The following is a 24,833-nucleotide window of genomic DNA, read 5'->3' as shown; positions in this document are numbered from 1 at the left end:
TTCGATACCGCCATGGTCTAGCGGTACGTCATGTCCGACACCGTCAACTATACGAGCTATCTCGACCTCGGGAAAATCCTCGACAGTCAGCACCCGGCTTCGGGCGCGCATGACGAGATGCTGTTCATCATCGTTCACCAATCGGGTGAGTTGTGGCTCAAGCTGTGCCTGCACGAGCTGACCCTGGCGCGTGAACATATCGAAGCGGATGATCTGCGCCCTGCCTTCAAGATGCTCTCACGCGTGGCGCGTGCTCAGGAGCAGTTGATTCAAAGCTGGGACGTGCTTTCGACCATGACCCCGCACGATTATTCGACGATCCGCCCGCATTTGGGCTCATCAAGCGGATTCCAGTCGCCCCAATACCGGATGATGGAATTCATGCTCGGCGCGCGTGATGCAAAGCACATCCGCCTGCATGAAAAGACCGGGGATTGGTCGCAGCGTTTGGAGCGCGAGACGACCCGAGCGAGCATCTACGATGCAGCGATCCGTCTGCTTGCGAAGCGTGGCTTTGCGATTGATGCCGGCGTGCTGGAGCGCGACCCGACGAAGGCTTACGTGCTCAATCATTCCGTCGAGGCGGCGTGGGCCGAAATCTACCGCAATCCGGGTGAGCACTGGGACCTTTACGAGCTGGCGGAAAAGCTGGTCGACCTCGAATACCACTTTCAGCGATGGCGGTTTGGCCATCTGAAAACGGTTGAGCGGATCATCGGTTTCAAGCGCGGTACCGGGGGGACGCCGGGTGTTCCCTATCTTGAAGGGGTGCTGAAACAGGCATTCTTTCCCGAGCTTTTGAGCGTGAGGACCGCGATCTAATGACATCCAGGATCTGGGACATATCGCAGCCGCTGCGCCCTTCGCTTCCGGTATGGCCGGGCGACACGGCGTTCACACAGGCGCGAACCTGGCAGATGGAAGAGGGCTCGCCGGTGAATGTATCGGCGCTCACCTTGTCCACCCATTCGGGCGCGCATGCCGATGCGCCGCTGCATTATTCGCCAAAAGGGCCGGACATCGCGTCGGTCGGGCTTGAGCCCTATCTGGGAGAATGCTTCGTCGTCGATGCGCGCGGGGTCGGTTCGCTGGTGGAAGTGGGCGATCTGCCGCATTTGGGCTCTGCCGACCGCGTGCTGTTCCGCACGTTCGACACCTTCCCGCATGATGAGTGGGTCGATGACACCACCGCAATCGCCGCGGAGACGATCGAATGGCTTGGCGTTCAGGGTGTGAAGCTGATCGGGATCGACGGACCATCGATCGATCCGCAATCCTCCAAGACGATGGACGCGCACAAGGCCGTACTCAAACACGATATCCGCGTGCTTGAGGGTCTGGTCCTCGATGATGTGGAGGAGGGGCGATACGAACTAATCGCGCTCCCGCTCCCCATCGTTTCAGGAGACGCATCGCCTGTGCGCGCGATCTTGAGAGAAATCTCCGATGCTTGACCGCGCGCGCGAACTCGACGCCGCTGACCCCTTGGGTGCTTATCGCGACCGGTTCGTGGTGCCCGACGGCGTGATATATCTCGACGGCAATTCACTCGGTTGCCTGCCCAAAGCAACGCCAGCTGCGATGGCGCGCGCAGTGGAGCAGGAATGGGGTGAGGGACTGATCCGCAGCTGGAACGAGGCCGGCTGGTTTGAGCTGGGCGCACGCGTGGGGGCAAAGATCGCTCCGCTGATCGGCGCGCAGCCTCACGAAGTCATCGCCTGCGACACGGTTAGCGCGAACCTCTTCAAGCTGATCGCAGCCGCGCTCGACATGAGGCCGGGGCGCAAGGTGATACTATCGGAACCGGGCAATTTCCCGACCGACATTTACATGATCCAGGGCATTGAGCGTCAGGGTCTTGCAACCCGGCGCCTCGCTCCGCGCGAACAAATTGCCGACGCCCTTGATGATGACGTTGCGCTGCTCATGCTCACCCATGCCCATTACAAGTCGGGGGAGCTCTTCGACATGGCGGCGCTTACCAAGGCGGCTCATGATGCAGGCGCGCTGGTGTTGTGGGATCTGTCGCATTCAACCGGCGCGATACCGGTCGACCTCAACGGCGTGAATGCCGATTTCGCCACCGGCTGCGGGTACAAGTATCTGTGCGGCGGTCCCGGTGCGCCTGCCTTCGCTTTTGTTGCCGAGCGCCATTTGGCCGACCTCAGGCAGCCGCTCACGGGATGGTTCGGCCATGCCCGTCCCTTTGCTTTCTCCGACGATTACGAGGCCGCTCCCGGCATCGAGCAACTGCAATGCGGCACCTCGCCCGTCCTCGGCCTCACCGCGCTCGAAGTCGGGGTGGACCTGATCGCGGAGATCGGCGTCGAGCGGCTTTACGCAAAGTCGCAGGCGCTGTCGGAATTCCTCCTCGAATGCCTCAAGGAGCGCGGGATTGCGCTCGACCTCGTGAGCCCACCGGTTTCAAGCGATCGGGGCAGCCAGCTCTCCTTCCGTCACACACAAGCCTACGCCATCTGTCAGGCCCTGATCGCGCGCGGTGTGATCGGTGACTTTCGCGATCCCGACATCCTGCGCCTCGGCTTTGCGCCTGCCTACCTGCGGTTTGAGGACATGGCCGAAGCCGCGCGGCACGTGGCCGAGGTTCTGGGGAGCGAGGAATGGCGGCGCGATGAGTTCAGTGAGCGGGCGGCAGTGACCTAAAAAATGAAGAAAAGCGGACGAACTGGGATGTCTGCAAATGGGTGGAGAGAGGACGATCGGATGCCCTCATCGGTCCTCGCGTCTTGGGGGCGAGCGCAAGTCTCGCAAATCGGCGATGGGAAGGATGCGGAAACGCGTGGCTGCACCCAAGGGCTCGACGGCAGCGAGCCGGTCGCGATCTGATCAGCCGCGCGTCCGCACGTTCGCGCTTATCCATTCGCCTGCCTTAGCGACCTTCGTCGGACCAAGCTGGGCGGCGACCGCTCCCGACAGTGACGCGAGATCGATGCGGGCAAGGCTTGCACGGTAGGCTTCCTCTGCTTGCCAGAAACCGGCGGCAATATTGCACGGCACCTTGCACTCAGACGGATTGCTCGCGCACGGGCCGTTCTGGCGGATTTCGCTGCAACGGAACATCGGCTCGTCGCCATCGACCGCCAAGAGGATATCGAGCAATGTAATGTCGTTCGGCGGCCGGGCGAGCGTGTAGAAACCGCTCCTCCCGCGTCCGCCGCTGACGATCCCCGCACGGGCCAGCGCCTGCATCTGCTTCGCCATATAGGGCTCCGGCAGGTCATGAAATTCGGCGAGGGCTGAGAGCGACAGCCCCTTGTCCGGCCATAGCGGCACCAGCAGCGCGCAGGCATGGGCCGCCCATTCTACACCCTTATTGATCCGCATGATTGACAATCCTCTTGCCCGCACTCTTATAAACGGATACGAAATATCCGGATATAGGAGATCCGATAATGTATGGCAAACCTGACGCGCTCGATCGGCTTGTGCAAGTGCTCCTCATGCTTGTCGCGCTCTTCACCTTGTCAAATGGGTTATTCATGCTGATCGACCCCTTCGGCTGGTACGATTTCGTCGGCACCGTGAAGGCAACCGGGCCTGCCAACCAGCACTTCATCCGCGATATCGGGATCGCCTATCTCACGTCGGGGGCGATGATTGCGTTCGCAGCCGCCAATCCGGCGTTGCGCTGGGGTAGTGCGCTCGCTGGTACGCTGTGGCTAGGCGCGCATGGTGTGCTGCACATCTACGAAGTGATGACCGGGATGTGCAGTCCCGACATCTTCTGGCGCGACGCGCCAGGGGTGCTCGGCCCGCCCTTGCTTGTGCTTATCGCCATCGCGATCCAGCTCGGGCGCCAGCGCGTCTCGCCCGTACCGCTGCCCAAGCGGAGCTTTATCAGGCTGATGAAAAAGATCGCGGGCGACAAGGAACCCTATTACGATGACCTGTCGGATGCCGGCGGTTTCGCGGTCGAGAAGTTTCAGCACGCCATGATCCTCTCACGCCACTACTTTCATGCGCCCAAGGACATGATCCACATGGCGCGATTGGGTTCGACCCGGGCGGAGGACTGCGGACCCTGCGTCGAGATCGTGCGCGGTTTCGCGCTGGCTGATGGGATGGCTGACGAGCGGATCCAGAATGCGCTGATGGGCAAGCCGGATAGCGATACTGACGCGCTGGCGTTCGACTTTGGTGATGCGATTGCGAGCGGCGATGTTCTGCGCGCATCGGAGCTAGGCAAGGTCGTCGAGGCGCAATACTCGCGCCCTGTGCGCACCGAGCTCACTCTCGCGGCCGCCAGCGGCAGGCTTTATCCTGCAATCAAGCGCGGGCTGGGCTACGCGTCTTCGTGTAGAATTCCGATGACTGAGTGACGTTCTCGTATGTCCTCAACTGCGGTCGCTAGCAGAATGTCCGCTACTTGCGACTGGGCCTAAGCCTCCAGCTCGATATCCCAATAGAGCCAGTCCCGCCATGTCTCGTGCAGGTAGTTTGGCGGGAATTGCTTGCCGTGCTGTTGGAGCTGCCAGCTGGTCGGGCGGATCGGTACACGTCTCACCGGCATATGCGCCTGCTTGGGCGTGCGACCGCCCTTCTTCATATTGCATGGTGCGCAGGCGGTGATGATGTTTTCCCACGTCGTCCTTCCGCCAAGCCGGCGCGGAATGACGTGGTCGAAGGTCAGGTTCTCGGTTGAACCGCAATACTGACAGCTGAACTTGTCGCGCAAAAACACGTTGAAGCGCGTGAAGGCGGGAAACTCGCTCTGCTTTACGTATTGGCGCAGCGCGATAACGCTCGGGATTTTCATGTCGAGCGAGGGCGAGTGCACCTCGCGATCGTAGCTCTCGACGATGTCGACCCGGTCGAGGAAAACCGCCTTGATCGCCGTTTGCCAGGGCCACAGGCTCAAGGGATAGTAGGACAGCGGCGTGTAGTCCGCATTGAGGACCAGCGCCGGGCATGCCGACAGGTTGCGTGTCGGGTCCTCCTCAGCGCTGCGGAACTTTGCCGCCGTTTCGATCAGTTCGCTCTTGAACACGGGTTAGCGTTCCTCCCTGATTGAATGGAACATGCCGTGGCAACTTTAAGAGTCAAAGTCGTGACACTGTGGCTATCCACAGGGACAGCCTGTGGAAGACCTGTGAAAAGCGAAAGAAAATGACGTTCCGCCCCGCTTGTGTCATGGCTGACACATGAGCGAACTGCCTCTTGTCACGCGCTTTGCGCCAAGCCCGAACGGGCACTTGCACCTGGGGCACGCCTTTTCAGCAATCATCGCGCACGATATCGCAAAGGCTGCAAAAGGTCGATTTCTTTTGCGTATAGAGGACATTGACGGTCCGCGCTCGCGCCCCGAACTTGCCGATGAATATCGCCGCGACCTTGAATGGCTTGGGCTGGAATGGGACGAGGTGCCGGCCCAATCGACCCGGCTTGACAGCTATGCCGAGGCGGCGAGAGACCTTGTCGAGAGGGGGTTCCTCTATCCTTGCACCTGCACTCGCAAGGAAATCGCAGCTTTGCCGAAGCGGGTTGGTTCGGACGGCGTCGAATATCCCGGCTCATGCCGCGACACATGCGAAGGGAAAGCCGGTGAAGGTGCCGCGCTGAGGATCGATGTTGTACGTGCTCTTGCCGAGGTGGGCGAGGTTGTGTGGGTGGACGAAACAATCGGCTCGGTTGTTGCCGATCCCAGGGCGCTGGGCGACGTGGTCATCGTGCGCAAGGACTTGCCAGCAAGCTACAATCTGGCGGTAACGCTCGATGATGCCGCCGATGGCGTGTCGCTGGTCACGCGGGGCGAGGACTTGCTTGAGACCACGCATATACACCGCATCTTGCAGGAGCTTCTGAAGCTCCCCGTTCCCACGTGGCACCATCACGAACTTGTGCTCGCCGAGGACGGGACGAAGCTTGCCAAGCGGCGCGGTTCGCCCCCAATCGCCGAGCGCCGCAAGGCCGGAGAAGATGGTCTCGTGCTTGCAGAGCAAGTGCGGTTGCGCAATTTCGAGCTTGGAAGTTGAGGGCACACGGCCCATTTAGTTGCCATGAACTATATCCTCGTGCCCATTCTCATCGTCCTTTGCATCCTGGTGGTTGTGTCACTGGTGCGCGGGATCATTGCCTTCCTCAAGACGACCAAGATCGATCTCGAAAGCGGCGAAGCTGAAACCGTCACTGAAATGCAGATGCTGCAGAACAAGGCGATGTTCTCGCGCATCAAGTATCAGGCCATGGCCATTGCGGTTGTCGCGGTGATTGCCCTGCTTGCCAGCGGCGGCTAACCCGCTGGCCTATGGTCAAGCTCAACAAGATTTACACGCGCACCGGCGATGACGGGACCACGGGCCTTATCGACGGATCGCGCTCCGCCAAGCATTCGGCGCGCATCGCGGCGATTGGCGCGGTGGATGAGGCCAACAGCGCGATAGGTCTGGCATTAGCCGCAATCGAACACGATACGCCCATTGGCGAGGCCTTGCTGCGCGTTCAAAACGACCTCTTCGATCTTGGAGCCGACCTTGCCACGCCAAAGGGCGCGCTTGACGGTGAAGGGTTCGAGCCGGGCGAAATGGTGTTGCGTGTGGTGCAGAGCCAGGTCGATTGGATCGAGACACAGATCGATCACTTCAACGAAAAGCTTGAGCCGCTTTCCAGCTTCATCCTTCCCGGCGGAAGTGAGGGTGCCGCCCGCATGCATGTCGCGCGCGCCTCGACCCGTGCGGCAGAGCGCGCTGTGACGGCGCTTGCCGAAGTCGAGCCGGTCAATCCGGCCGCCGCATCCTACGTCAATCGTCTGTCGGATCTGCTGTTCGTGCTTGCCCGTTGCTGCAACGATAACGGGGCGGACGACGTCAAATGGGTGCCGGGCGCTAATCGCTAGCCAGCGGGTCGCAACCTCGCTAGTGAGCGCATTTTGCTGCACTTGCGAAGGGAATTGATGCCATGCGGAATATCGCCGTTATCGGAGCCGGTCAAATGGGCACCGGAATTGCTCAGACCGTGGCAGCGCACGGAATGCAGGTGATGTTGTCCGATGTCGATCTCGCGACCGCAGAGGGAGGCAAGGGCAAGGTCGAAAAGGCATTGGTAAAGCTTGCCGGGCGCGGCAAGATCGAAGCTGACGAGGCAGAAAAGCTGCTGTCGCGCATTACGCCTGTCGCCGACTATTCACCCATGGCCGAGGCCGATCTCATCATCGAAGCCGCGACCGAGCGCGAGGAGATCAAGAACGCGATCTTCGAAGCGGCTGGCAAGGTCTTGCGCGACGATGCGATCATGGCGTCGAACACAAGCTCGATCCCGATCACCCGCATGGCGAACCACTCGCCCGACCCCGCGCGCTTCATCGGGCTGCACTTTTTCAATCCGGTTCCGGTCATGGGCCTGATCGAGGTCATTCCGGGCCTCGCCACCGCCAAGGCGACCACCGACACTGTCACCGCCTTTGCCGAAGAGCTTGGCAAGCAGGTGGTGCTGAGCCAGGATGAGCCGGGCTTTGTGGTCAACCGTATCCTGCTTCCCATGATCAACGAGGCGGTCTTCGTGCTGGGCCAGTCGACTGCGGGTATCGAGGATATCGACAAGGGCTGCCGCCTTGGCCTCAATCATCCGATGGGGCCTCTTCAACTGGCCGATTTCGTCGGGCTCGACACCTGCCTCGACATCATCAAGGTGCTCTACAAGACGACCCGCGACAGCAAGTATCGCCCGGCGCCGTTGCTGGTGAAATATGTCGAAGCCGGTTGGCTGGGTCGCAAGACGGGGCGCGGTTTCTACGACTATACAGGCGAAGCTCCGGTCCCCACGCGCTGAGGCCCGGTTGGCGATCAAATGTCGCCAAGCCGGAACTATTGGCGGCTCCTGTCTGTTAGATTGGGGAAGGAGTAGTCCCATGACTGACACGACCAAGCCGCTTAGCCAGGAAGAACGCATGTCTTCGCTCGCCCCCGAAATGCACAATGACGAGCAGGACGATCATCGCAGCCAGGCGCAGGAAATCGCCATGCAGGCGAAAGAGCACGCTCAAAATGCCGGTGCAACCGAAAGCCTGAAAGTGGCATCTCCCGGCGTTGATAATGTCGCAGGCAGCGAAACCGACATGATCGACCAGATGCGCGAGATGGAAGATACCGGCCGCATCGACAATGGTGCTTTTGCCGGTGAGCCGAACCATGACGACAACGTCGACAAGTACTACGACTGAACTTTGATCATGAAAAACCGGCGTGGTTGCATGTGCAGCGCGCTGGTATTTACTTAAAAGCCGTCGATGGGCTGGGGAACCTGGTCCCCGATGGCAGTCTTGGGTGCGCGAAACTCTCTCGCATTGGCATTGGGGCCGCTTTCGCTGCCGCCCCTGCCCCTGGCAAACTCGCCGCCCGATGAAGAGCTGCCGCTGGCGTCTGGTTCGTATTCGCCGAAATCGAAGCCGAGTTCGCTTGGTGCTTGGGCAAAACCGTTTGAGCCCTGCGCATCTGCGTTCGGGCCTGCGCTCCAGTCGTCAGACAATTCCTCATCCGACCACCCGCTGACAGCCACGTCCTGTGCGGGTTTTTCTGTCTCTGTCTGCGCCTCGCGTTCGGCAGCGGCGCGTTCGTATTGGTTCGGTCCGGAAGGGGCAACGAAGGATCCCGCTCCGAGCGAGAGCACCACGCCGATTGCGGCGACAACACCAACAAAAGCGAGCGCGCGCTTTGGGTTTGCAAGAATGTTATTCGACATAGCCCGTTCTGCTTATCGCATCAGGGTTAAGGTTTGGTAGAAACCCGATCAGTCGAGCGAGCGCTTGAGATCGTAGAGCAAATCCAGCGCATCGCGCGGTGAGAGCGCATCGAGATCCGTCTCACGCAGCTTGGTCGCAAGCACGTCTTCGGGTGTCGATTGCGGTTCGGGCATTGCTGCGGCGAACAGCGGTAGCTCTCCCAGCCCGGCGGCAAGCCCGCCGGTCTCCTCGCGAGAACGTTCCAGTTTTTCCAGCACCGCTTTCGCCCGCGCGACCACGTCCTTGGGCACGCCGGCAAGTTTCGCGACCGCGAGGCCATAGGATCTGTCTGCCGGCCCTTCGGCAAGCTCATGGAGAAGAACCAGATCACCCTTCCATTCGCGCGCGCGCACATGGTGCAGCGACAGGCTCTCACAACTTTCTGCTAGACGAGAGAGTTCGTGATAATGCGTGGCAAACAGGCAGCGGCAGGCGATACGCGAATGCACCGCTTCGACCACGGCCCATGCAAGGGCCAGCCCGTCATAGGTCGATGTGCCGCGTCCCACTTCATCGAGGATCACGAAACTGCGCTGTGTCGCCTGGCTGAGGATCGCTGCGGTTTCGACCATTTCGACCATGAATGTCGAGCGCCCGCGCGCAAGATTATCGGATGCCCCCACGCGGCTGAACAAGCGATCAACCAATCCGATCCGCGCTGAAGATGCAGGAACGAAACAGCCCGCCTGCGCCATCAGGACGATCAGTGCATTCTGGCGCAGGAAAGTCGACTTGCCGCCCATGTTCGGGCCGCCGATCAACCACAGGCGATCATCTGCGCTGAGGCTGCAATCATTCGCGACGAAGCGGTCGCCCGCCTTTGCAAGCGCGGCTTCGACGACCGGGTGACGGCCTGCCTCGATCGTGAGAGCGTCATCCTTCGTAATCTCGGGACGGCACCAATCGCCCTCGCTCGCTCGCTCGGCATTGGACGCGCTGACGTCGATCCTGGCTAGCGCCGCTGCGGTAGCAGCAATGGCTTCGCGAGCTTCGACTACGGAACTCACCAGCTCCTCGAAATGCGCCTCTTCGGCAGCAAGCGCTCGCCCGCCCGCCTCGGAAATACGCGAAGCTTCTTCGTGCAGGGACAGCGAATTGAACCGCACGGCACCTTTCATCGTCTGGCGATGGGTGAAGCCGCTGTCCGGCGCCATCAATGCATCGCCATGGCGGCTGGGCACTTCGATGAAATAGCCGAGCACGCCGTTATGCTTGATCTTGAGCGAGGCGATGCCGGTTTCGTCGCGGTAGCGCGCTTCCATCGCCGCGATGGCGCGCCGGGCGTTGCCTGACACTTCGCGCAATTCATCGAGGCCAGCGTCGTAGTCCTCGGCGATAAAGCCACCGTTCGAGCGTCCTGTCGGGGGCGATGGGACCAGCGCCCGCGACAACGAATCGGTTAGCGCGCCGTGGCCTGCAAGCTGGGGCACAAGCGTTTCGAGCAGGGCGGGGCGGTCATTCTCACGCGACAGCCAGTCGTAAAGCCGCCATGCTTCGCTGAGCCCGTCACGGATCTGGCCAAGATCGCGAGGGCTCCCGCGACCGGCAACCAAGCGCCCCAGAGCACGCCCGATATCAGGCAGCGCACGCAGCGCATCGCGCAGGTTTGCACGCTCGATCGGTCGATCGCGCCAGAATTGCACGAGCGCAAGGCGATCCTCGATGGCAGTCTTGTCGAGCAGCGGTGCGGACAGGTCCTGTGCAAGCAGCCTCGATCCGGCTCCGGTCGAGCAGCGATCAAGCGCAGCGACCAGGCTGCCCGCACGCGCGCCGTTCTGGCTTTCGAGTATTTCGAGGCTGCCGCGAGTGGCCTCGTCCATGATCATGCCGGCACGATTGTCACGCAGGACCGGCGGCAGCAGGAGCGGCAGGGTGCCGCGACCCACATGGTCAAGGTAGCCAATCAATCCACCCGCCGCCGCCAACATCGCGCGCGAGAAATCACCGAAGCCATCTAGGGTCGAAACACCGTGGACCTTCGTCAGCGCTTCAGCACCGCCATCGCTGGAGAACGCGCTGCGGGCATGGAAGCTTGCATCCTCGGGCCCATACTCCCAGCCCTCCGGCACGACCACTTCGGTCGCCCCCAACCGCGCCAGCTCTGCTCCAAGCATGTCCGGTGCGCATTCCTCGAGCGTCATCGAGCCGGTCGATATGTCGCAGGCTGCCAATCCGATAGTGCCGCGCACCTCGGCCAATGCGACAAGCAGGTTGGCCGCGCGAGGATTGAGCAAAGCCTCTTCGGTCAACGTCCCTGCGGTCACGAAACGCACGATATCGCGGGCGACGAGCGCCTTGGATGAAGGTTTGCCCTCACGCTTGGCGCGCGCCTTGGCCTCGTCCGGCGTTTCTACCTGCTCAGCAATCGCGACCCGCTGTCCTGCCCTGATCAGGCGCGCAAGATACCCTTCCGCCGAATGTACGGGGACACCGCACATGGCGACCGGCGCGCCATCATGCTCGCCGCGCGACGTCAGCGCGATGTCGAGGATGTTTGCGGCAATCTTTGCATCGTCGAAGAACAGCTCGAAAAAATCGCCCATTCTGTAGAACAGCAGCGACCCGCCCGCCTCGCGCTTGAGCGCGAGGTATTGCTCCATCATCGGAGTGGGTTTGGACGCATCGGATCGGGCCATTGTTACGGGTTAGCGAGAGCGCTGCCGATTCGGGAGTCGTCCCCGCGCACTTATCCATTGCGCACTTGCAGATCGCGCAGTTGCAGGTGACGCATTGGGCCTATCATCTGTCACGCAAGGAAGCTAAGTCATGCGCAACATGAAATTTGGTGGAATTTGGAGGGGGGACTTCGATAATGGCTGATGCACCCAAGGGCGGCTTTACCAGTCGCGAGGCGCTATTTTATCACGAGACCGGCCGGCCCGGTAAGATCGAGATCGTCGCGACCAAGCCGATGACCTCGCAGCGCGATCTGAGCCTCGCTTATTCGCCCGGTGTCGCGGTCCCGGTGGAAGCCATTGCCGAAGATCCCAAGCTTGCAGCGCGCTATACCGCCAAGGCCAACCTGGTTGCGGTTATCTCGAACGGCTCTGCGATCCTGGGTCTCGGAAACCTCGGGGCGCTTGCCTCAAAGCCGGTGATGGAAGGCAAGGCGGTGTTGTTCAAACGCTTCGCCGACGTCGATTCGATCGATATCGAACTCGACACCGAAGACCCCGAAGCCTTTATCAACGCGGTTGCGCTGATGGAGCCGAGCTTTGGCGGCATCAACCTCGAAGACATCAAGGCCCCCGAATGCTTCATCATCGAGCAGGCGCTGCGCGAGCGGATGAACATTCCGGTCATGCACGATGACCAGCACGGCACAGCGATCATCACGGCGGCTGGGCTGCTCAACGCCTGTTACCTGACCGACCGCAAGATTGAAGACGTGAAGGTCGTGGTGAACGGCGCAGGTGCTGCGGCCATTGCCTGTACCGCTCTCATCAAGGCGATGGGCGTTCGTCACGAAAACGTGATCATGTGCGATCGCTCCGGTCCGATCACGCCGGGCCGTGACGGGGTCGACCAGTGGAAGAGCGCACATGCTGTCGAAACCGACGCGACGACGCTGGAAGAAGCGCTGATAGGCGCAGATATCTTCCTCGGTCTGTCGGCGGCTGGCGCACTCAAGCCAGAATGGGTTGCGAAGATGGCTGACAAGCCCATTATCTTCGCAATGGCAAACCCGGTACCGGAAATCATGCCGGACGAGGCCAAGGCCGTGCGTCCAGACGCCATCATCGCAACCGGGCGCAGCGACTTCCCGAACCAGGTCAACAATGTCCTTGGTTTCCCGTTCATCTTCCGCGGCGCGCTCGACGTTCAGGCGACGACGATCAACGAGGAAATGAAGGTCGCCGCCGCCACGGCGATTGCCGAACTTGCGCGCGAACGTGTGCCTGAGGAAGTGGCGAGCGCCTATGGCAAGAACCAGAAATTCGGAACCGACTACATCATTCCGGCTCCGTTCGATCCGCGTCTGATCGAGGTGGTTTCATCTGCGGTTGCCAAGGCTGCGATGGATTCGGGCGTCGCCCAGTCAAGCATCGACGACTTCGAGGCCTATGGCCTCTCGCTGCGCTCGCGCCTCAATCCCACGACATCTGTCCTTACCGGCGTCTACAACGAGGCCAAGTCCAATCCCAAGCGGATGGTCTTTGCAGAGGCCGAGGAAGAAGTCGTCCTGCGCGCCGCGATCCAGTACCGCGATTTCGGCTACGGTACGCCGATCCTCGTGGGCCGGACGAAGGCCGTGCTCGACAAGTTGCACCAGCTTTCCGTGTCCGATCCCGGCGGGTTCGAGATCCAGAACTCAGCCGACAGCGAGCACGTTCCGGCGATGGTCGACTTCCTGTATCAACGCCTCCAGCGTCGCGGCTACACGCAGCGCGACGTGCGCCGGATGGTCAATCAGGAGCGTAACGTATTCGCTGCGCTGCTTGTCGCGCTTGGCCATGGCGATGGCATGATTTCAGGCGTCACGCGCACCTATGCGCAAACGATGCGCGAAGTTGGGCTGGTGCTCGACAAGAAAGCCGATGCGCTTGCATTCGGAATCCACATGATGATCGGCAAGAACCACACGACGTTCCTCGCCGATACGACCATCAACGAGCGCCCCTCGAGCGAGGAGCTGGCCTATATCGCCAAGGAAACCGCAGCTGTGGCCCGGCGCATGGGGCACGAGCCGCGCGTTGCCTTTCTCTCCTATTCGACTTTCGGCAATCCGTCGGGCCAGTGGCTCGGCAATATCCGCGATGCGGTTGCGATCCTTGACCGCGATGGATGTGATTTCGAATATGAAGGCGAGATGGCGCCAGATGCCGCGCTTAACGACAAGGTAATGGGCCTTTATCCCTTCAGCCGCCTGTCAGGCCCGGCCAACGTGCTGATCATGCCGGGGCTTCAATCTGCGAATCTGTCGGCAAAGCTGCTGCGCGAGCTTGGCGCGAACACCACCGTGGGGCCGATGCTGATCGGGATGGAAAAGCCGGTGCAGATCGTGCCGATGACCGCCGCAGCGCCCGACCTGCTCACGCTCGCGGTGCTGTCGAGTGCGGGGATCGTCGGGTAATCCAGCGTACCCGATGCGCACGAAAAAAGGCCCGAGGAATAATCCTCGGGCCCTTTTTCGTCAGGTCAGTTAGATACGACCAGTCGCGGTTTTCACGCGGCCTTTGCTTCGGCGTTTACGCCGCCCGTTGCGATCGAGGTCATGCGACGATCACCATCATAGGTGTTGTCGAGGCACTCCTGCAGAACCTTGGCGTCTTCTTCGAGGCCGAGACGCTTCGCAAACGCGACGGCGGTTCCGTAGCCTGCAAGACCATAATGGGTCATGCGCTGATACTGCGTGATGATCGATGCATCGAGCACGTCCTTGTCATCAATGTCGGCGTTGATGGCGTGGGCCTTGGCTTCTTTCACCAGGCCTTCCATGCCCTTGCAGTGTTCGCCATTGGGGTTGGCATCGTGGTTCTGGATCAGGCCCTTGACCTTTTCCATGCCGGTCGAAATGCCGCACGTGCCATCTTCGAGGGCGGCGCGCAGTTCTTCGGAACTTGCCTTTTCGTGCAGCTTCTTCGTCGCGTCGAGCGATTGCTTGTCGGCGCTGTAGAGGTCTTGCAGCTGGTCGATGTAAAGGTCTTTGAGAGTCCTGATAGTCATGAGCGGGGTACTCCTTGGTTGACGGGGGTTTCATCTTACCTATCAATCAGCCCGCCAATCGTTCCAAGAAAACCTGTTAGAATTCCGTCACATAAGTTTAGCCGGGATTCGCTTGAGCCAAACCGTTAAGCCAGTCGCTCGGTCAGCGTTTCTATCGGAACGAAGTCGAGGTCGTATCCGAAGTAGCGCGGGTTGAAGACCTCAAGCCCGGCACCGGTTCGCCAAAGGGGATCGCACCGGAAACCAAGTACGGCGACACGCTGGCCAATTTCGTCGCCAAAGTTGTGCATGCCATTTCTACGCCCATTCCTTGCCAGACACCCACTCATCCAGTTGCACATAATGCTTTTTCGAGGTGCGTGCGTCCACCAGAACGGGGACGGTCCTTCCACTCAGTTGATCGGTCAGGTCGAGCCAGATGGGCGCGCTTTCGAAGCGAGCCAATCGTCCCGTTCGCGGATGCTTTCCGCGTGCATGAACGCGAAACGGGTGTCGGCCATTGATATCAATTTTCGTATCTCTCACGCATTTCACAAATTCCGCTTCGAGCCTCAGGTTTGAGCGTTTGAGCTTCGCTACTTCCAACTTCCGTTTTAGGTTCACCGAGAGAAAGCCAGCACCAATGAGCGCGAAAATGCTGCCGAGACCTGCAAACATCGACGGGAGGAAAAACCGATCCATCACACTATTGATCACGGCGTCCGTCGGATCATCTGGATTGTAGATGAGTTCGACGGTCTCACCGCGAGAGTAGTCAGACCAGTTGGTTTTCGTGGAACTTTGATAGATGTGCCTGACACCCGAGACATCGTGAAAGGCGACAACCGGTGAATACAATAGATCACCATCGCTGTCGCGGCTCTTGATGTTCTCGATAACGACGCCTGTTGTTCTCACTCCCGCAGTGGCTAGCTCCCGGTCACTCGCGAGAAAGCTGAAGCCAATGGCTGCAAAAAGTAGGCCGATTGGCGTGAATATGCCCCCTATCCACCATCCGATCGAACCCATGATCTGTGACCCCTGTGCCGCTGCCGGACCAGCTTAACGTCGCCGGAACCGAAAATACCAGACCTCGTGTCCGAACACCTCGCGGGCCTTTTGTTCATAGCGCGTTTCGCACCAGCCCGACGGGCGCTCCTGCCAGCTGTTCGGGCTGGTCGCGACCCATTCGAATTCGTCGGTGAAGCGCTGCATGACCATCAGCGCATGACGGACATAGACCGGATGATCGGTACCGAAACGGAATTCACCGCCCGGCTTGATCTTGTCGGCGATCAGGCGAACGGGGCCATCGTTCATCATGCGACGCTTGGCATGTTTGTTCTTGGGCCATGGATCGGGATGCAGAAGATAGGCCATCGTCAGCGCGCCATCGGGAATGCGCTTCAGAACCTCGATTGCATCGCCGTGATGGATGCGCACATTGGCAAGCCGGGCTTCGTCAACATGGCTCAGCGCCTGCGCCACGCCATTCAGAAAAGGCTCGGCGCCGATGAAGCCGTGATTGGGCAGGAGATCCGCGCGGTAAGCCATATGCTCGCCCCCGCCAAAGCCGATCTCGAAATGAAGCGGGCAATCCTCACCAAACAGCGACTGCGCGGTCACCGGGCCTTCGTCCGGCACGCTGATCTGGGGCAGCAGCTTGTCTACGAGCGCCTGCTGCTTTGCACGCAGCGGCTTGCCGACGCTGCGGCCGTAGAGACGGCTGAGAGTGGTGGGGTCGCCTTCCTTGAATGCGGTCATGGCGCGCTCGCTAATCGGGCGGGTGGCCGCTTGTCCAGCCCAATTTCCAGCCTTCCGAGACCGCACCGCTCGAAGACTGGGCCTTGAGGGGTTCTGCAACATGCCTATATCGCGCGGGCTAATGGAACAGCTTCTCGATACATTCTACGCTCAGCCGCTGTGGCTTCAGTCTTTACTGGGCCTAACGCTTCTGTTCACGGCGGCGCTGCTGGTGAACTATCTCCTCAAGCACGTCATCCTGCGCATCGCCGCGCCTTATCTCGACCGAAATACCAGGACGATCGACAAGGCGGCAGCCTGGATCGCCACCGCGGCGCCGCTGCTGATTATCTCGCGCGGGATTGCGCTGGTCCCGAACCTGCCTGACGAGGTCTACACTCTGGTCCGCAATTCCGCGCAGGCGCTGATCGTGATTTCGGTCGCGATGGCGATCGTGAAGGGCCTGACCTACGCCAACGAGCTGTATGAGCGCCTACCCCGCTCGAGGAACCGCCCGATCAAGGGGTTTGTTCAGGTCGTGAAGATTCTCGTGCTGTGTGGTGCGGCGATTATCCTCATTTCCGTCCTGATCGACGAATCTCCGCTGCTGCTCCTCTCCGGTCTCGGCGCGGTGACGGCGGTGCTGCTCCTGGTATTCAAGGACACGATCCTCAGCCTCGTCGCGAGCGTTCAGCTGACTACCAACGATATGCTGCGCGTGGGAGACTGGATCACGATGCCCAGCATGGGCGCGGATGGCGACGTGATCGACATCTCGCTTCACACGGTGAAGGTCCAGAATTTCGACAAGACCATCGTCACGATCCCGACCCACCGGCTGGTCTCTGACAGCTACCAGAACTGGCGAGGGATGAGCGAGAGCGGTGGACGGCGGATCAAGCGCTCCATCGCAATCGATCAGAATTCGGTTCGATTCCTGAGCGATGAGGAAGTGATCGATCTCAAGAAATTCAAGATGCTCAAGGATCACCTTACCGCCAAGCACCAGGAGATCGCGGAGTGGAACGCGAAAGAGCTTGCCGGGGAGGATGCGCCGGTCAATGCACGCCGCCTGACCAATATCGGTACGCTGCGAGCCTACATCGTCGCCTATCTCGAATGGCACCCGCGCATCAGCGACAAGTTCACGCTGATGGTGCGCCAGCTGCCTCCCGGTCCGCAAGGTCTTCCACTGGAAATCTACTGCTTCACCGACACAACCTCATGGGGCGTCTACGAAGGCATTCAGGCAGACATTTTCGACCACCTCGTCGCGATCCTGCCCGAGTTCGACCTGAGACTGTTTCAGGAGCCGACGGGCCGCGATTTTGACGAGGCTCTGACGCGCTGATCGCACAAAACAAAACGCCCGAGGCACGAAGCCCCGGGCGTTTCGTTTACGGTGTACCAGAAGATTAAGCGGCTTCGGCCTCGTCCTGCGGATCACGCAGCACATAACCGCGGCCCCAGACGGTTTCGATGTAATTTTCACCGCCGCATGCGTGGCTGAGTTTCTTGCGCAGCTTGCAGATGAAGACGTCGATGATCTTGAGTTCGGGTTCGTCCATGCCGCCATAAAGGTGGTTTAGGAACATTTCCTTGGTCAGCGTCGTGCCCTTGCGCAAGCTGAGCAGCTCAAGCATCGCATACTCCTTGCCGGTGAGGTGGACGCGGGCGCTGTCGACTTCGACCGTTTTCGCATCGAGGTTCACGGCGAGCTTGCCGGTGCGAATGACCGACTGGCTGTGGCCCTTCGAACGACGGACAACGGCGTGAATGCGCGCGACCAGCTCTTCGCGGTGGAAGGGCTTGGTCACGTAATCGTCGGCACCGAAGCCGAACGAGCGGATCTTGCTATCCATTTCGGCAATGCCCGAGAGAATCAGAACCGGCGTCTGCACCTTGGCGACACGCAGCTTCTTGAGCACGTCGTAACCGTGCATGTCCGGCAGGTTCAGGTCGAGCAGGATGATGTCGTAGTCATACAGCTTGCCCAGATCGAGGCCCTCTTCGCCCAGGTCGGTCGAATAGACATTGAAGCCTTCGGTCGTCAGCATGAGCTCGATAGCCTTTGCGGTTGTCGGCTCGTCTTCGATCAGCAGCACTCGCATTATACGTCCCCTAATTGCCCCTAATGGCGGACATCGTGTCGCGCGGTAACGCCTCGCTAAGAGGTGTTGCCCTCTATTAACCACACAACATCTGAACGGAAAAGGTTAACGCGTCGTAAATGGGTTACCGAAAACTTGCTGAGTCTTTTTGGTAACAGGGGCTTAGGCGCGAGGATTAAGGGCAAACCGGCCCGGATCGGAGCAATATCTAGATGCCGGCAAGCTTCTTTGCGCGGCGTCTTTGCGCGCTCGAACCGATACCGATCGCCTCGCGATATTTGGCGACCGTGCGCCGGGCGAGCTCGAAGCCTTCTTCGTTCAGCATGTCTGCGAGCTTCTGATCGGACAGCACTTTCTTTGGGTCCTCTGCATCGGTCAGCGCCTTGATGCGCGCCTTGATCGCCTCGGCGCTCGCACCTTCGCCGTCCGCGCTCGCCACCCCGCTGGAGAAGAAGTATTTGAGTTCGAAGCTGCCGCGCTCGCAATGCAGGTACTTGTTGCTCGTCACGCGGCTGACGGTGCTTTCGTGCATATCGATTTCCTCGGCGACCTCGCGCAAGGTCAGCGGGCGCAGTTCGGACACGCCGTGCAGGAAAAAGCCTTCCTGCTGCTTCACGATCTGCGCTGCGGTTTTCAGGATCGTCTTCTGCCTCTGGTCGAGTGCGCGGATGAGCCAGTGCGCATCGGCAAGCTTTTCCTTGAGCCAGCTTTGCGTTTCGGCCCCGGGCGACCCGCTTTCAATCTCGACGTAATAGCTGCGATTGACCACCAGTCGCGGCAGCGTCGCCTCGTTGAGCTTGATGTCCCAACCGCCCCCTTCGGCGCGGGTGACCAGCACGTCGGGCACGACGGCTTCATCGCTTGCCGGCGCAAAGGCGAGGCCCGGCTTGGGATCATATTCGCGCAGTTCACGCAGCATATCGGAGAAATCTTCATCATCGACCTGGCAAAGCCGCTTGAGCCGGGCGACTTCGCCCTTGGCGACAAGGTCGAGATTATCGAGCAGCGCTTCCATGCACGGATCGAGCCGGTCTGCCTCCTTGGCCTGAAGGCGAAGGCATTCCGCAAGGTCGCGCGCACCCACGCCTGTGGGATCGCACATCTGGATCACTTCAAGCGCGTCTTCCGCGCAGTCCATGTCCACACTGAGGTCCTGCGCGATTTCGCGCAGGCTGACCGGAAGGTACCCTGCATCATCGAGCAAGCCCGCAATGTGCCGGGCGACGAATGCCTCCTGATCGTTGCAGGCGAGCGCTCCGATCTGCGCATATAGGTGTTCGGTGAGCGACAATTTGGCGGCTTTGCTGGCCTCAATTCCGGGAAGGTCGTCTGCACCCATGCCGGAGCCGCCGCTCGCTCCCCATTCGGCATCCGACATGCGCGCGCCGTCGCCCGTGTCGCGGTCCCGGTCGATGGCGCTTACATCGATGTCGAGTGGGGCTTCGCTTTCGCCTTGGCCCTGCGCCATCAGCTGATCGGAAGTGAATTCCTCTCTCGGGATGTCGTCAGCATCGCTTGAGGCTCCGGTATCCTCGCGCGATGTCGCGCCGGCTTCGAGCAGCGGATTGCTTTCGAGCGCCTCGCCGATGAAGCTCTCGATTTCGAGGTTCGAGGCCGCCAGCAGCTTGATCGCCTGCTGCAGCTGCGGCGTCATGACCAGCTGTTGTGACTGTCGAAGATCGAGGCGCGGACCCAGGGCCATCGAACGCATCCCTAAAGCGTGAAGTTCTCGCCGAGGTAAAGGCGCTTCACGTTTTCGTCCGCTACGAGTTCTTGCGGAGTGCCTGCGAACAGGACCTGTCCGCCATAGATGATGCAGGCTCGGTCGACGATATCGAGCGTCTCGCGCACATTGTGGTCGGTGATCAGCACGCCGATGCCGCGGCTCTTGAGGTCTTTCACAAGATCGCGGATGTCGCTGATCGAAAGCGGGTCGATCCCGGCAAAAGGTTCATCGAGCAGCATGATCGAGGGCTTGGCCGCCAGCGCGCGGGCAATCTCGCAGCGACGCCGCTCACCGCCGGACAGCGCCATTGCGGGACTCTCGCGCAGCCGCGTGAGGCCAAATTCGCTGAGCAGTCGCTCAAGCTCATCCCTGCGGGTCGACGCATCGGGTTCGACCATTTCGAGCACGCAATTGATATTCTGCTCAACCGTCATGCCGCGAAAGATGCTGGTTTCCTGCGGCAGATAGCCGAGCCCGAGGATCGCACGCCTGTACATCGGCAGGTTGGTTACATCCTCGCCGTCCATCAGGATCCGGCCCGAATCGGGCTTCACCAGACCCATGATCGAATAGAAACAGGTCGTCTTGCCCGCACCATTGGGGCCAAGGAGGCCAAGCACCTCTCCTTTTCCGACGGTCAGCGAAATGTCGGTCAGAACGGCGCGCTTGTCATAGCTTTTGGCGATCGAAATGACTTCCAGCCCGCCATTGGGAAGCGGGGCACTGGCGTCTACCTTATCAGTTCCAGCGGCCTGCGCGGCCTCGTCGAAAGTGGGAGATATGCTCATATGGTTGGGGTGATAGCACCCTCGCGCCGCGAGAAAAGGGAGAGGCGGCGCTTTTGCGCCCGTTTTGGCAAGATTTTTGCTTTCAACGGCACGCAAACGCCGCCCTGCGACGTTGCAGTATGGTTACAAAGCTTGATCCTTGCGCGACTCTTTGGAATACTCCGCGCATAAACACACCGTTGGGGAGCGGACCTATGAACGATATTCTACACGGAGCCGAAGCACGCGCGGATCAGCGACTACGCGATTGGCGCAAATCCATGAGCGACCACGTCGCCTGGGCTTTGCTGGTGTATACCGGTCTCCAGATCTTCATGACGGTCAAGGCGATGAGCGACGGGCTCCCCTCGATCGTGCCCTATCTCGCCCTCGTCATTCTGGTCGCTGCCATCATTCCGGCATGCCGCTGGTTTGAACGCCGCTGGACCGATCTCAGCGATGAGCAGGCAGCCGACGAAAGCTACGCCGCCGCGTTCAGGCGCGACGTGATCGGCCTTTGGGCGCTTGCAATCCTTCTCCCCGTTGCGCTGACAGCTTTGTTCAAGGCGATCTTCACGCTCATGTGAGCCATCTTCCCGCACCTTCGCGGGAACAGGGTTGCCCTTCGGTCGGTTTCTCCTTGGACTGCAAGGAGACGAGCTCTGTGAATTTCATCCGCATTTTGATGGCGGTGGCGCTGATCGCGCTCGCCTCTCCGGCCTATGCGCTCTTGCCTTCGGGCGATGCGGGAGGGACCGAACCGGCCGAGGCCGCGGCGCCGACCCCGCTTATCGAACAGGCGCCCGAAGAGGGCGATGATGAGCGCATCGCCGAGCGGATCGAGGGGATTTTCGGCGAACTCCCCGCATTCGAGACGGTCGAGGTCGAAGTCAGCGAAGGCGTCGTTTCGCTTTCGGGTACGCTGCCAGACGCGGACACCATCGCGCGCGCGGAAGCGATCGCTGGACGCGTATCAGGCGTGGTGACGGTCGAGAACGGTATCGAGCGCGATTTGTCGGTCGAACAGAATCTCTCGATCCTTGGCAAAGCGTCCGAACTGATCGAGGGAGCTTTCGCAGGACTGCCATTGTTCCTGGTGGCGCTGGCGGTGGCGCTTGCGATCGGGACGCTCGGCTATTTGATCGCCGGCCTGGGTTTCATCTGGGACAGGATCGCGCCCAACGCCTTTCTCGGCGAGCTTATCCGCAGCGCAATCCGGTTCGTCTTCGCGGTTGGCGGGGTTGTCATAGCGCTCGACATGCTGGGTGCGGGCGCGCTTCTGGGAGCGGTGCTGGGCGGGGCAGGTGTGGTCGGCATCGCACTCGGCTTTGCGATGCGCGACACGATCGAGAATTACGTCGCGAGCCTCATGCTCAGCCTGCGCCAGCCCTTTCGGCCCAACGACCACGTCCTGATCGACGACCTCGAAGGCCGCGTCATCCGCCTCACCAGCCGCGCCACTGTGCTGATGACGCTTGAGGGCAACCACCTGCGCATCCCCAATGCGCAGGTCTTCAAGGCGGTCATCCTCAACTACACCCGCAACCCTCAGCGCCGCTTCGATTTCGAGCTCGGGATCGATGCCGATGACGATCCGCGCGCCGCGATGAAGCTGGGAGGCGAGGTGCTGCGCTCGCTCGGCTTCGTGCTGAGCGACCCCGCGCCTGCCGCCCGGATCAGCAATGTCGGCGATTCGAACATTGCGATCCTGTTCCTGGGCTGGATCGATCAGCGCGAGGCCGACTGGTTCAAATCGCGCAGCCTCGCCATCGCCGCAGTGAAGGACGCGCTTGAGGACGCCGGTTTTGCCTTGCCCGAACCGATTTACCGCCTGCGCTTCGACGGGCGCACGGACCCGCTGCCTATCGGTCGCTCGGCCAGCGTCACAGAGGCCAAGCCTGCCGACAAGCCGCGAGCCAAGGCGGACACGCAAGAGGACGTCCGGCCCGAAAGCGAAATCAGCGAGCTGGTCGAGGCAGAACGCCGCAGCGACGACGAGCAGGCAAAAGACCTGCTCGACACATCGCGCCCTGTGGAGTGAACAGGCTTGAAGCTTATTTCTTCGCGCGTTCGATCGCTTCGATCACGATCTGGCGTGCTTCGGCGCGGTCGCCCCATTTGCCGACGCGCACCCACTTCTCGGCTTCCAGATCCTTGTAGTGGGTGAAGAAGTGCTCGATCTGCTGCATGATGATCGAGGGCAGGTCCTTCGTTTCGCCGACATCCGAATAGTAGGGGAAGGTCGTGTCGACCGGCACGCAGACCAGCTTTTCATCCCCGCCATGCTCGTCTTCGAGGTTCAGCACGCCAATCGGGCGGGCCTTCACCACGCATCCCGGAATAAAGGGCGAGCGCGCGATGACCAGCGCATCGAGCGGGTCGCCATCGGGCGAAAGCGTGTGCGGCACGAAGCCATAATTGGCGGGGTAGCGCATCGGGGTGTGCAAAATGCGGTCAACGAACAGCGCGCCCGAGGCCTTGTCGAATTCATACTTCACCGGTTCGCCGCCGGTGGGCACTTCGATGATGACATTGAGGCTTTCGGGGGGATTGTCGCCTGTCGGGATGTTGTCGATGCGCATGATTTTCTCGATTTTGCGTAGGAGAGGAACTGATAGCCCGCGCCGTTAGCGCCGTTGCGATATTGCGGCAAGTTCGACCTTCGCCTAGTTGCGCGCTCATGAGCAAGAATACCCCTAAAGCCATTCGCGGCACACAGGACATTTTCGGTGCGGACGCGGAGGCCTTCGCTTTCGTGGTCGAGACATTCGAACGCGTGCGCAAGCTGTATCGCTTTCGCCGGGTTGAAATGCCGGTTTTCGAGAAAACAGAGGTTTTCAGCCGCGCCATCGGCGAGACGACCGATGTTGTCTCGAAAGAGATGTATTCCTTCGAGGATCGCGGCGGCGATTCGCTGACGCTGCGGCCTGAGTTCACCGCGGGCATCTCGCGCGCCTTTCTCACAAACGGCTGGCAGCAGCACGCGCCCTTAAAGGTTGCAACCCACGGACCGCTGTTCCGCTATGAGCGCCCGCAGAAGGGCCGCTATCGCCAGTTCCACCAGATTGATGCCGAGATCATCGGCGCCGCCGAGCCGCAGGCGGATGTCGAGCTGCTCGCAATGGCGGATCAGCTGCTGAAGGAACTGGGCATTGAGGGCGTGGCATTGCACCTCAACACGCTGGGCGATGCGGAAAGCCGCGATGCGTGGCGGGCCGGGCTGATCGAGTATTTCGGCGCAGTGAAGGGCGAGCTTTCCGAAGATTCGCAGGAGCGGCTTGAGAAAAACCCGCTGCGTATTCTCGACAGCAAGGACCCGCGCGACCGGGCCTTTGTGGCCGATGCTCCCAAGATCGACGCTTTCCTGTCGGACGATGCGCTGGCGTTCTTCGATGCGGTCACGAGCGGGCTGGATGCGGCGGGTGTAAAGTGGACGCGTGCGACAAGCCTCGTGCGCGGGCTCGACTATTATCGCCACACCGCGTTCGAGTTCATCCCGGACGAGGGTTCGGCAGCGGCGACCGCACTCGGCGCGCAGAGCACGGTGCTGGGTGGCGGGCGTTATGACGGGCTGATGGAATCGCTCGGCGGCCCTGCAACGCCTGCCGTGGGCTGGGCCGCCGGGATCGAGCGGCTGGCGATGTTGGTGGGGGAAAAGGCCGAAGAGCCTGCGGATGTAATTATGGTGGTCGAGGATGAGCGCTGGAACGAAATTTCAGACGGCATTCTGGCGGAACTACGAAGGAACGACCTTTTCTCAGAGATAGTCTCTACCGGTTCACTGAAGAAACGGTTCGATAAGGCCCGAAAGATGGAGCCTCGGACAATCTTGGTGTTGGGTTCGAGAGGAGAGCAGTTGGAAGCTACACTGAAGTATTTTGATCAAACAACTCGAAGCAGTGAAATCTACGATGCAGTCAAGTCGCGTGTCCTCCCTAAATTCGTCAAACAGGAATTGAGGGAGGGATAATTGCCCGTCACCCCGGACTTGATCCGGGGTCCAGCTGACTTCTGGCCAAGCGCTCGAAAGAAGTGGGATCCCGGCTCGGGGGCCGGGATGACGAGAGGTGAGGCTTGACTTTCCTACTTACCACGAACGACGCTAT

The 24,833-nt window shown here is 60.6% G+C and carries 26 protein-coding genes; 14 read left to right on the top strand and 12 right to left on the bottom strand.

All coding sequences use genetic code 11. From position 1 onward, the window contains the following. Window positions 1–30: 30 nt before the first annotated feature. From CD351_RS01145 to kynU, 3 genes are read left to right on the top strand one after another with little or no spacing between them, the layout of a single operon-like run. Window positions 31–822 carry a tryptophan 2,3-dioxygenase gene (locus tag CD351_RS01145; protein ID WP_111990923.1) on the top strand — a complete coding sequence of 264 codons (792 nt, stop codon included), beginning with the start codon at window positions 31–33 and terminating at the stop codon, window positions 820–822. Further along, window positions 822–1,454: an arylformamidase gene (kynB, locus tag CD351_RS01140; protein ID WP_111990922.1), complete on the top strand. Its 633-nt coding sequence runs from the start codon at window positions 822–824 to the stop codon at window positions 1,452–1,454. Before CD351_RS01145 ends, kynB begins: the two co-directional genes overlap by 1 nt. Next, a complete protein-coding gene (kynU, locus tag CD351_RS01135) occupies window positions 1,447–2,664 on the top strand; it encodes a kynureninase (protein ID WP_111990921.1) in 1,218 nt (405 codons plus the stop codon). The genes kynB and kynU overlap by 8 nt, the downstream gene beginning before the upstream one ends. Window positions 2,665–2,847: 183 nt before the next feature. On the opposite strand, the gene CD351_RS01130 is transcribed toward kynU, so the two are convergent. Next, window positions 2,848–3,345, bottom strand: coding sequence for an Rrf2 family transcriptional regulator (locus CD351_RS01130; RefSeq protein WP_111993519.1), 498 nt, complete (start codon window positions 3,343–3,345; stop codon window positions 2,848–2,850). 68 nt (window positions 3,346–3,413) lie between these two features. Here CD351_RS01130 and CD351_RS01125 point away from each other — a divergent pair, with 68 nt between their 5' ends. After that, window positions 3,414–4,340, top strand: coding sequence for a hypothetical protein (locus CD351_RS01125; RefSeq protein ID WP_111990920.1), 927 nt, complete (start codon window positions 3,414–3,416; stop codon window positions 4,338–4,340). A 59-nt stretch (window positions 4,341–4,399) separates the two neighbouring features. Here the strand turns inward: CD351_RS01125 and CD351_RS01120 are convergent, their stop codons facing one another. Further along, the gene (locus CD351_RS01120) at window positions 4,400–4,993 is read right to left on the bottom strand and encodes an HNH endonuclease (protein ID WP_369880817.1); all 594 of its coding nucleotides are present in this window, start codon (window positions 4,991–4,993) and stop codon (window positions 4,400–4,402) included. Window positions 4,994–5,162: 169 nt separating this feature from the next. Between CD351_RS01120 and gluQRS the strand changes: the two genes are divergently transcribed. The 5 genes from gluQRS to CD351_RS01095 all read left to right on the top strand — a co-directional run bounded on the left by gluQRS (window position 5,163) and on the right by CD351_RS01095 (window position 8,176). Beyond that, the gene (gene gluQRS / locus CD351_RS01115; protein WP_111990918.1) at window positions 5,163–5,993 is read left to right on the top strand and encodes a tRNA glutamyl-Q(34) synthetase GluQRS; all 831 of its coding nucleotides are present in this window, start codon (window positions 5,163–5,165) and stop codon (window positions 5,991–5,993) included. 24 nt (window positions 5,994–6,017) lie between these two features. Beyond that, window positions 6,018–6,254: an HIG1 domain-containing protein gene (locus CD351_RS01110; RefSeq protein ID WP_111990917.1), complete on the top strand. Its 237-nt coding sequence runs from the start codon at window positions 6,018–6,020 to the stop codon at window positions 6,252–6,254. 11 nt (window positions 6,255–6,265) lie between these two features. After that, window positions 6,266–6,853 carry a cob(I)yrinic acid a,c-diamide adenosyltransferase gene (locus CD351_RS01105; protein ID WP_111990916.1) on the top strand — a complete coding sequence of 196 codons (588 nt, stop codon included), beginning with the start codon at window positions 6,266–6,268 and terminating at the stop codon, window positions 6,851–6,853. Between the two features lie 62 nt (window positions 6,854–6,915). After that, the gene (locus CD351_RS01100; protein WP_111990915.1) at window positions 6,916–7,785 is read left to right on the top strand and encodes a 3-hydroxyacyl-CoA dehydrogenase NAD-binding domain-containing protein; all 870 of its coding nucleotides are present in this window, start codon (window positions 6,916–6,918) and stop codon (window positions 7,783–7,785) included. A gap of 79 nt (window positions 7,786–7,864) precedes the next feature. Next, entirely contained in the window at window positions 7,865–8,176 is a 312-nt protein-coding gene (locus tag CD351_RS01095; RefSeq protein WP_111990914.1) for a hypothetical protein, read from the top strand. Between the two features lie 53 nt (window positions 8,177–8,229). On the opposite strand, the gene CD351_RS01090 is transcribed toward CD351_RS01095, so the two are convergent. Further along, window positions 8,230–8,694: a hypothetical protein gene (locus CD351_RS01090; RefSeq protein WP_111990913.1), complete on the bottom strand. Its 465-nt coding sequence runs from the start codon at window positions 8,692–8,694 to the stop codon at window positions 8,230–8,232. 48 nt (window positions 8,695–8,742) lie between these two features. Beyond that, window positions 8,743–11,337, bottom strand: coding sequence for a DNA mismatch repair protein MutS (mutS, locus tag CD351_RS01085; RefSeq protein WP_111990912.1), 2,595 nt, complete (start codon window positions 11,335–11,337; stop codon window positions 8,743–8,745). A gap of 209 nt (window positions 11,338–11,546) precedes the next feature. Here mutS and CD351_RS01080 point away from each other — a divergent pair, with 209 nt between their 5' ends. Beyond that, on the top strand, window positions 11,547–13,808 hold the full coding sequence (locus CD351_RS01080) for an NADP-dependent malic enzyme (protein WP_111990911.1): 2,262 nt from the start codon (window positions 11,547–11,549) through the stop codon (window positions 13,806–13,808). A gap of 92 nt (window positions 13,809–13,900) precedes the next feature. Here CD351_RS01080 and CD351_RS01075 read toward each other — a convergent pair whose 3' ends face one another. The 4 genes from CD351_RS01075 to CD351_RS01060 all read right to left on the bottom strand — a co-directional run bounded on the left by CD351_RS01075 (window position 13,901) and on the right by CD351_RS01060 (window position 16,144). Next, window positions 13,901–14,401, bottom strand: coding sequence for a ferritin-like domain-containing protein (locus CD351_RS01075; RefSeq protein WP_111990910.1), 501 nt, complete (start codon window positions 14,399–14,401; stop codon window positions 13,901–13,903). Window positions 14,402–14,526: 125 nt separating this feature from the next. Next, window positions 14,527–14,691, bottom strand: coding sequence for a DUF917 family protein (locus CD351_RS01070; RefSeq protein WP_199797896.1), 165 nt, complete (start codon window positions 14,689–14,691; stop codon window positions 14,527–14,529). A 7-nt stretch (window positions 14,692–14,698) separates the two neighbouring features. Next, window positions 14,699–15,409 (bottom strand): DUF3592 domain-containing protein, encoded by a 711-nt coding sequence (locus tag CD351_RS01065; RefSeq protein WP_111990908.1) that lies wholly within the window; start codon window positions 15,407–15,409, stop codon window positions 14,699–14,701. Between the two features lie 33 nt (window positions 15,410–15,442). Continuing rightward, complete coding sequence (locus tag CD351_RS01060) at window positions 15,443–16,144, bottom strand: tRNA (guanosine(46)-N(7))-methyltransferase TrmB (RefSeq protein ID WP_111990907.1); 702 nt, start codon at window positions 16,142–16,144, stop codon at window positions 15,443–15,445. Between the two features lie 121 nt (window positions 16,145–16,265). On the opposite strand from CD351_RS01060, the gene CD351_RS01055 reads away from it, so the two are divergent. Continuing rightward, complete coding sequence (locus tag CD351_RS01055) at window positions 16,266–17,474, top strand: mechanosensitive ion channel family protein (protein ID WP_111990906.1); 1,209 nt, start codon at window positions 16,266–16,268, stop codon at window positions 17,472–17,474. A 64-nt stretch (window positions 17,475–17,538) separates the two neighbouring features. Here the strand turns inward: CD351_RS01055 and ctrA are convergent, their stop codons facing one another. The 3 genes from ctrA to lptB all read right to left on the bottom strand — a co-directional run bounded on the left by ctrA (window position 17,539) and on the right by lptB (window position 20,748). Beyond that, window positions 17,539–18,234 (bottom strand): response regulator transcription factor CtrA, encoded by a 696-nt coding sequence (gene ctrA, locus CD351_RS01050; RefSeq protein ID WP_007165505.1) that lies wholly within the window; start codon window positions 18,232–18,234, stop codon window positions 17,539–17,541. Window positions 18,235–18,442: 208 nt separating this feature from the next. Continuing rightward, window positions 18,443–19,936 (bottom strand): RNA polymerase factor sigma-54, encoded by a 1,494-nt coding sequence (rpoN, locus tag CD351_RS01045; RefSeq protein WP_111993518.1) that lies wholly within the window; start codon window positions 19,934–19,936, stop codon window positions 18,443–18,445. 11 nt (window positions 19,937–19,947) lie between these two features. Then, window positions 19,948–20,748: an LPS export ABC transporter ATP-binding protein gene (gene lptB / locus CD351_RS01040; protein WP_111990905.1), complete on the bottom strand. Its 801-nt coding sequence runs from the start codon at window positions 20,746–20,748 to the stop codon at window positions 19,948–19,950. A 194-nt stretch (window positions 20,749–20,942) separates the two neighbouring features. Between lptB and CD351_RS01035 the strand changes: the two genes are divergently transcribed. Together CD351_RS01035 and CD351_RS01030 are read left to right on the top strand one after the other, a co-directional pair. After that, complete coding sequence (locus CD351_RS01035) at window positions 20,943–21,314, top strand: hypothetical protein (RefSeq protein ID WP_111990904.1); 372 nt, start codon at window positions 20,943–20,945, stop codon at window positions 21,312–21,314. 77 nt (window positions 21,315–21,391) lie between these two features. Beyond that, the gene (locus CD351_RS01030) at window positions 21,392–22,768 is read left to right on the top strand and encodes a mechanosensitive ion channel family protein (RefSeq protein ID WP_234027179.1); all 1,377 of its coding nucleotides are present in this window, start codon (window positions 21,392–21,394) and stop codon (window positions 22,766–22,768) included. Window positions 22,769–22,781: 13 nt separating this feature from the next. Here CD351_RS01030 and ppa read toward each other — a convergent pair whose 3' ends face one another. Beyond that, window positions 22,782–23,309, bottom strand: coding sequence for an inorganic diphosphatase (ppa, locus tag CD351_RS01025; RefSeq protein ID WP_111990903.1), 528 nt, complete (start codon window positions 23,307–23,309; stop codon window positions 22,782–22,784). A gap of 98 nt (window positions 23,310–23,407) precedes the next feature. Here ppa and hisS point away from each other — a divergent pair, with 98 nt between their 5' ends. Beyond that, window positions 23,408–24,697, top strand: coding sequence for a histidine--tRNA ligase (gene hisS, locus CD351_RS01020; RefSeq protein WP_111990902.1), 1,290 nt, complete (start codon window positions 23,408–23,410; stop codon window positions 24,695–24,697). Window positions 24,698–24,833: the final 136 nt, after the last annotated feature.

This window comes from Erythrobacter sp. KY5 (assembly GCF_003264115.1).
Taxonomy (GTDB): domain Bacteria; phylum Pseudomonadota; class Alphaproteobacteria; order Sphingomonadales; family Sphingomonadaceae; genus Erythrobacter.
The sequence above is the reverse complement of the archived record's forward strand: the minus strand, read 5'-3'. Positions and strand labels throughout refer to the sequence as shown.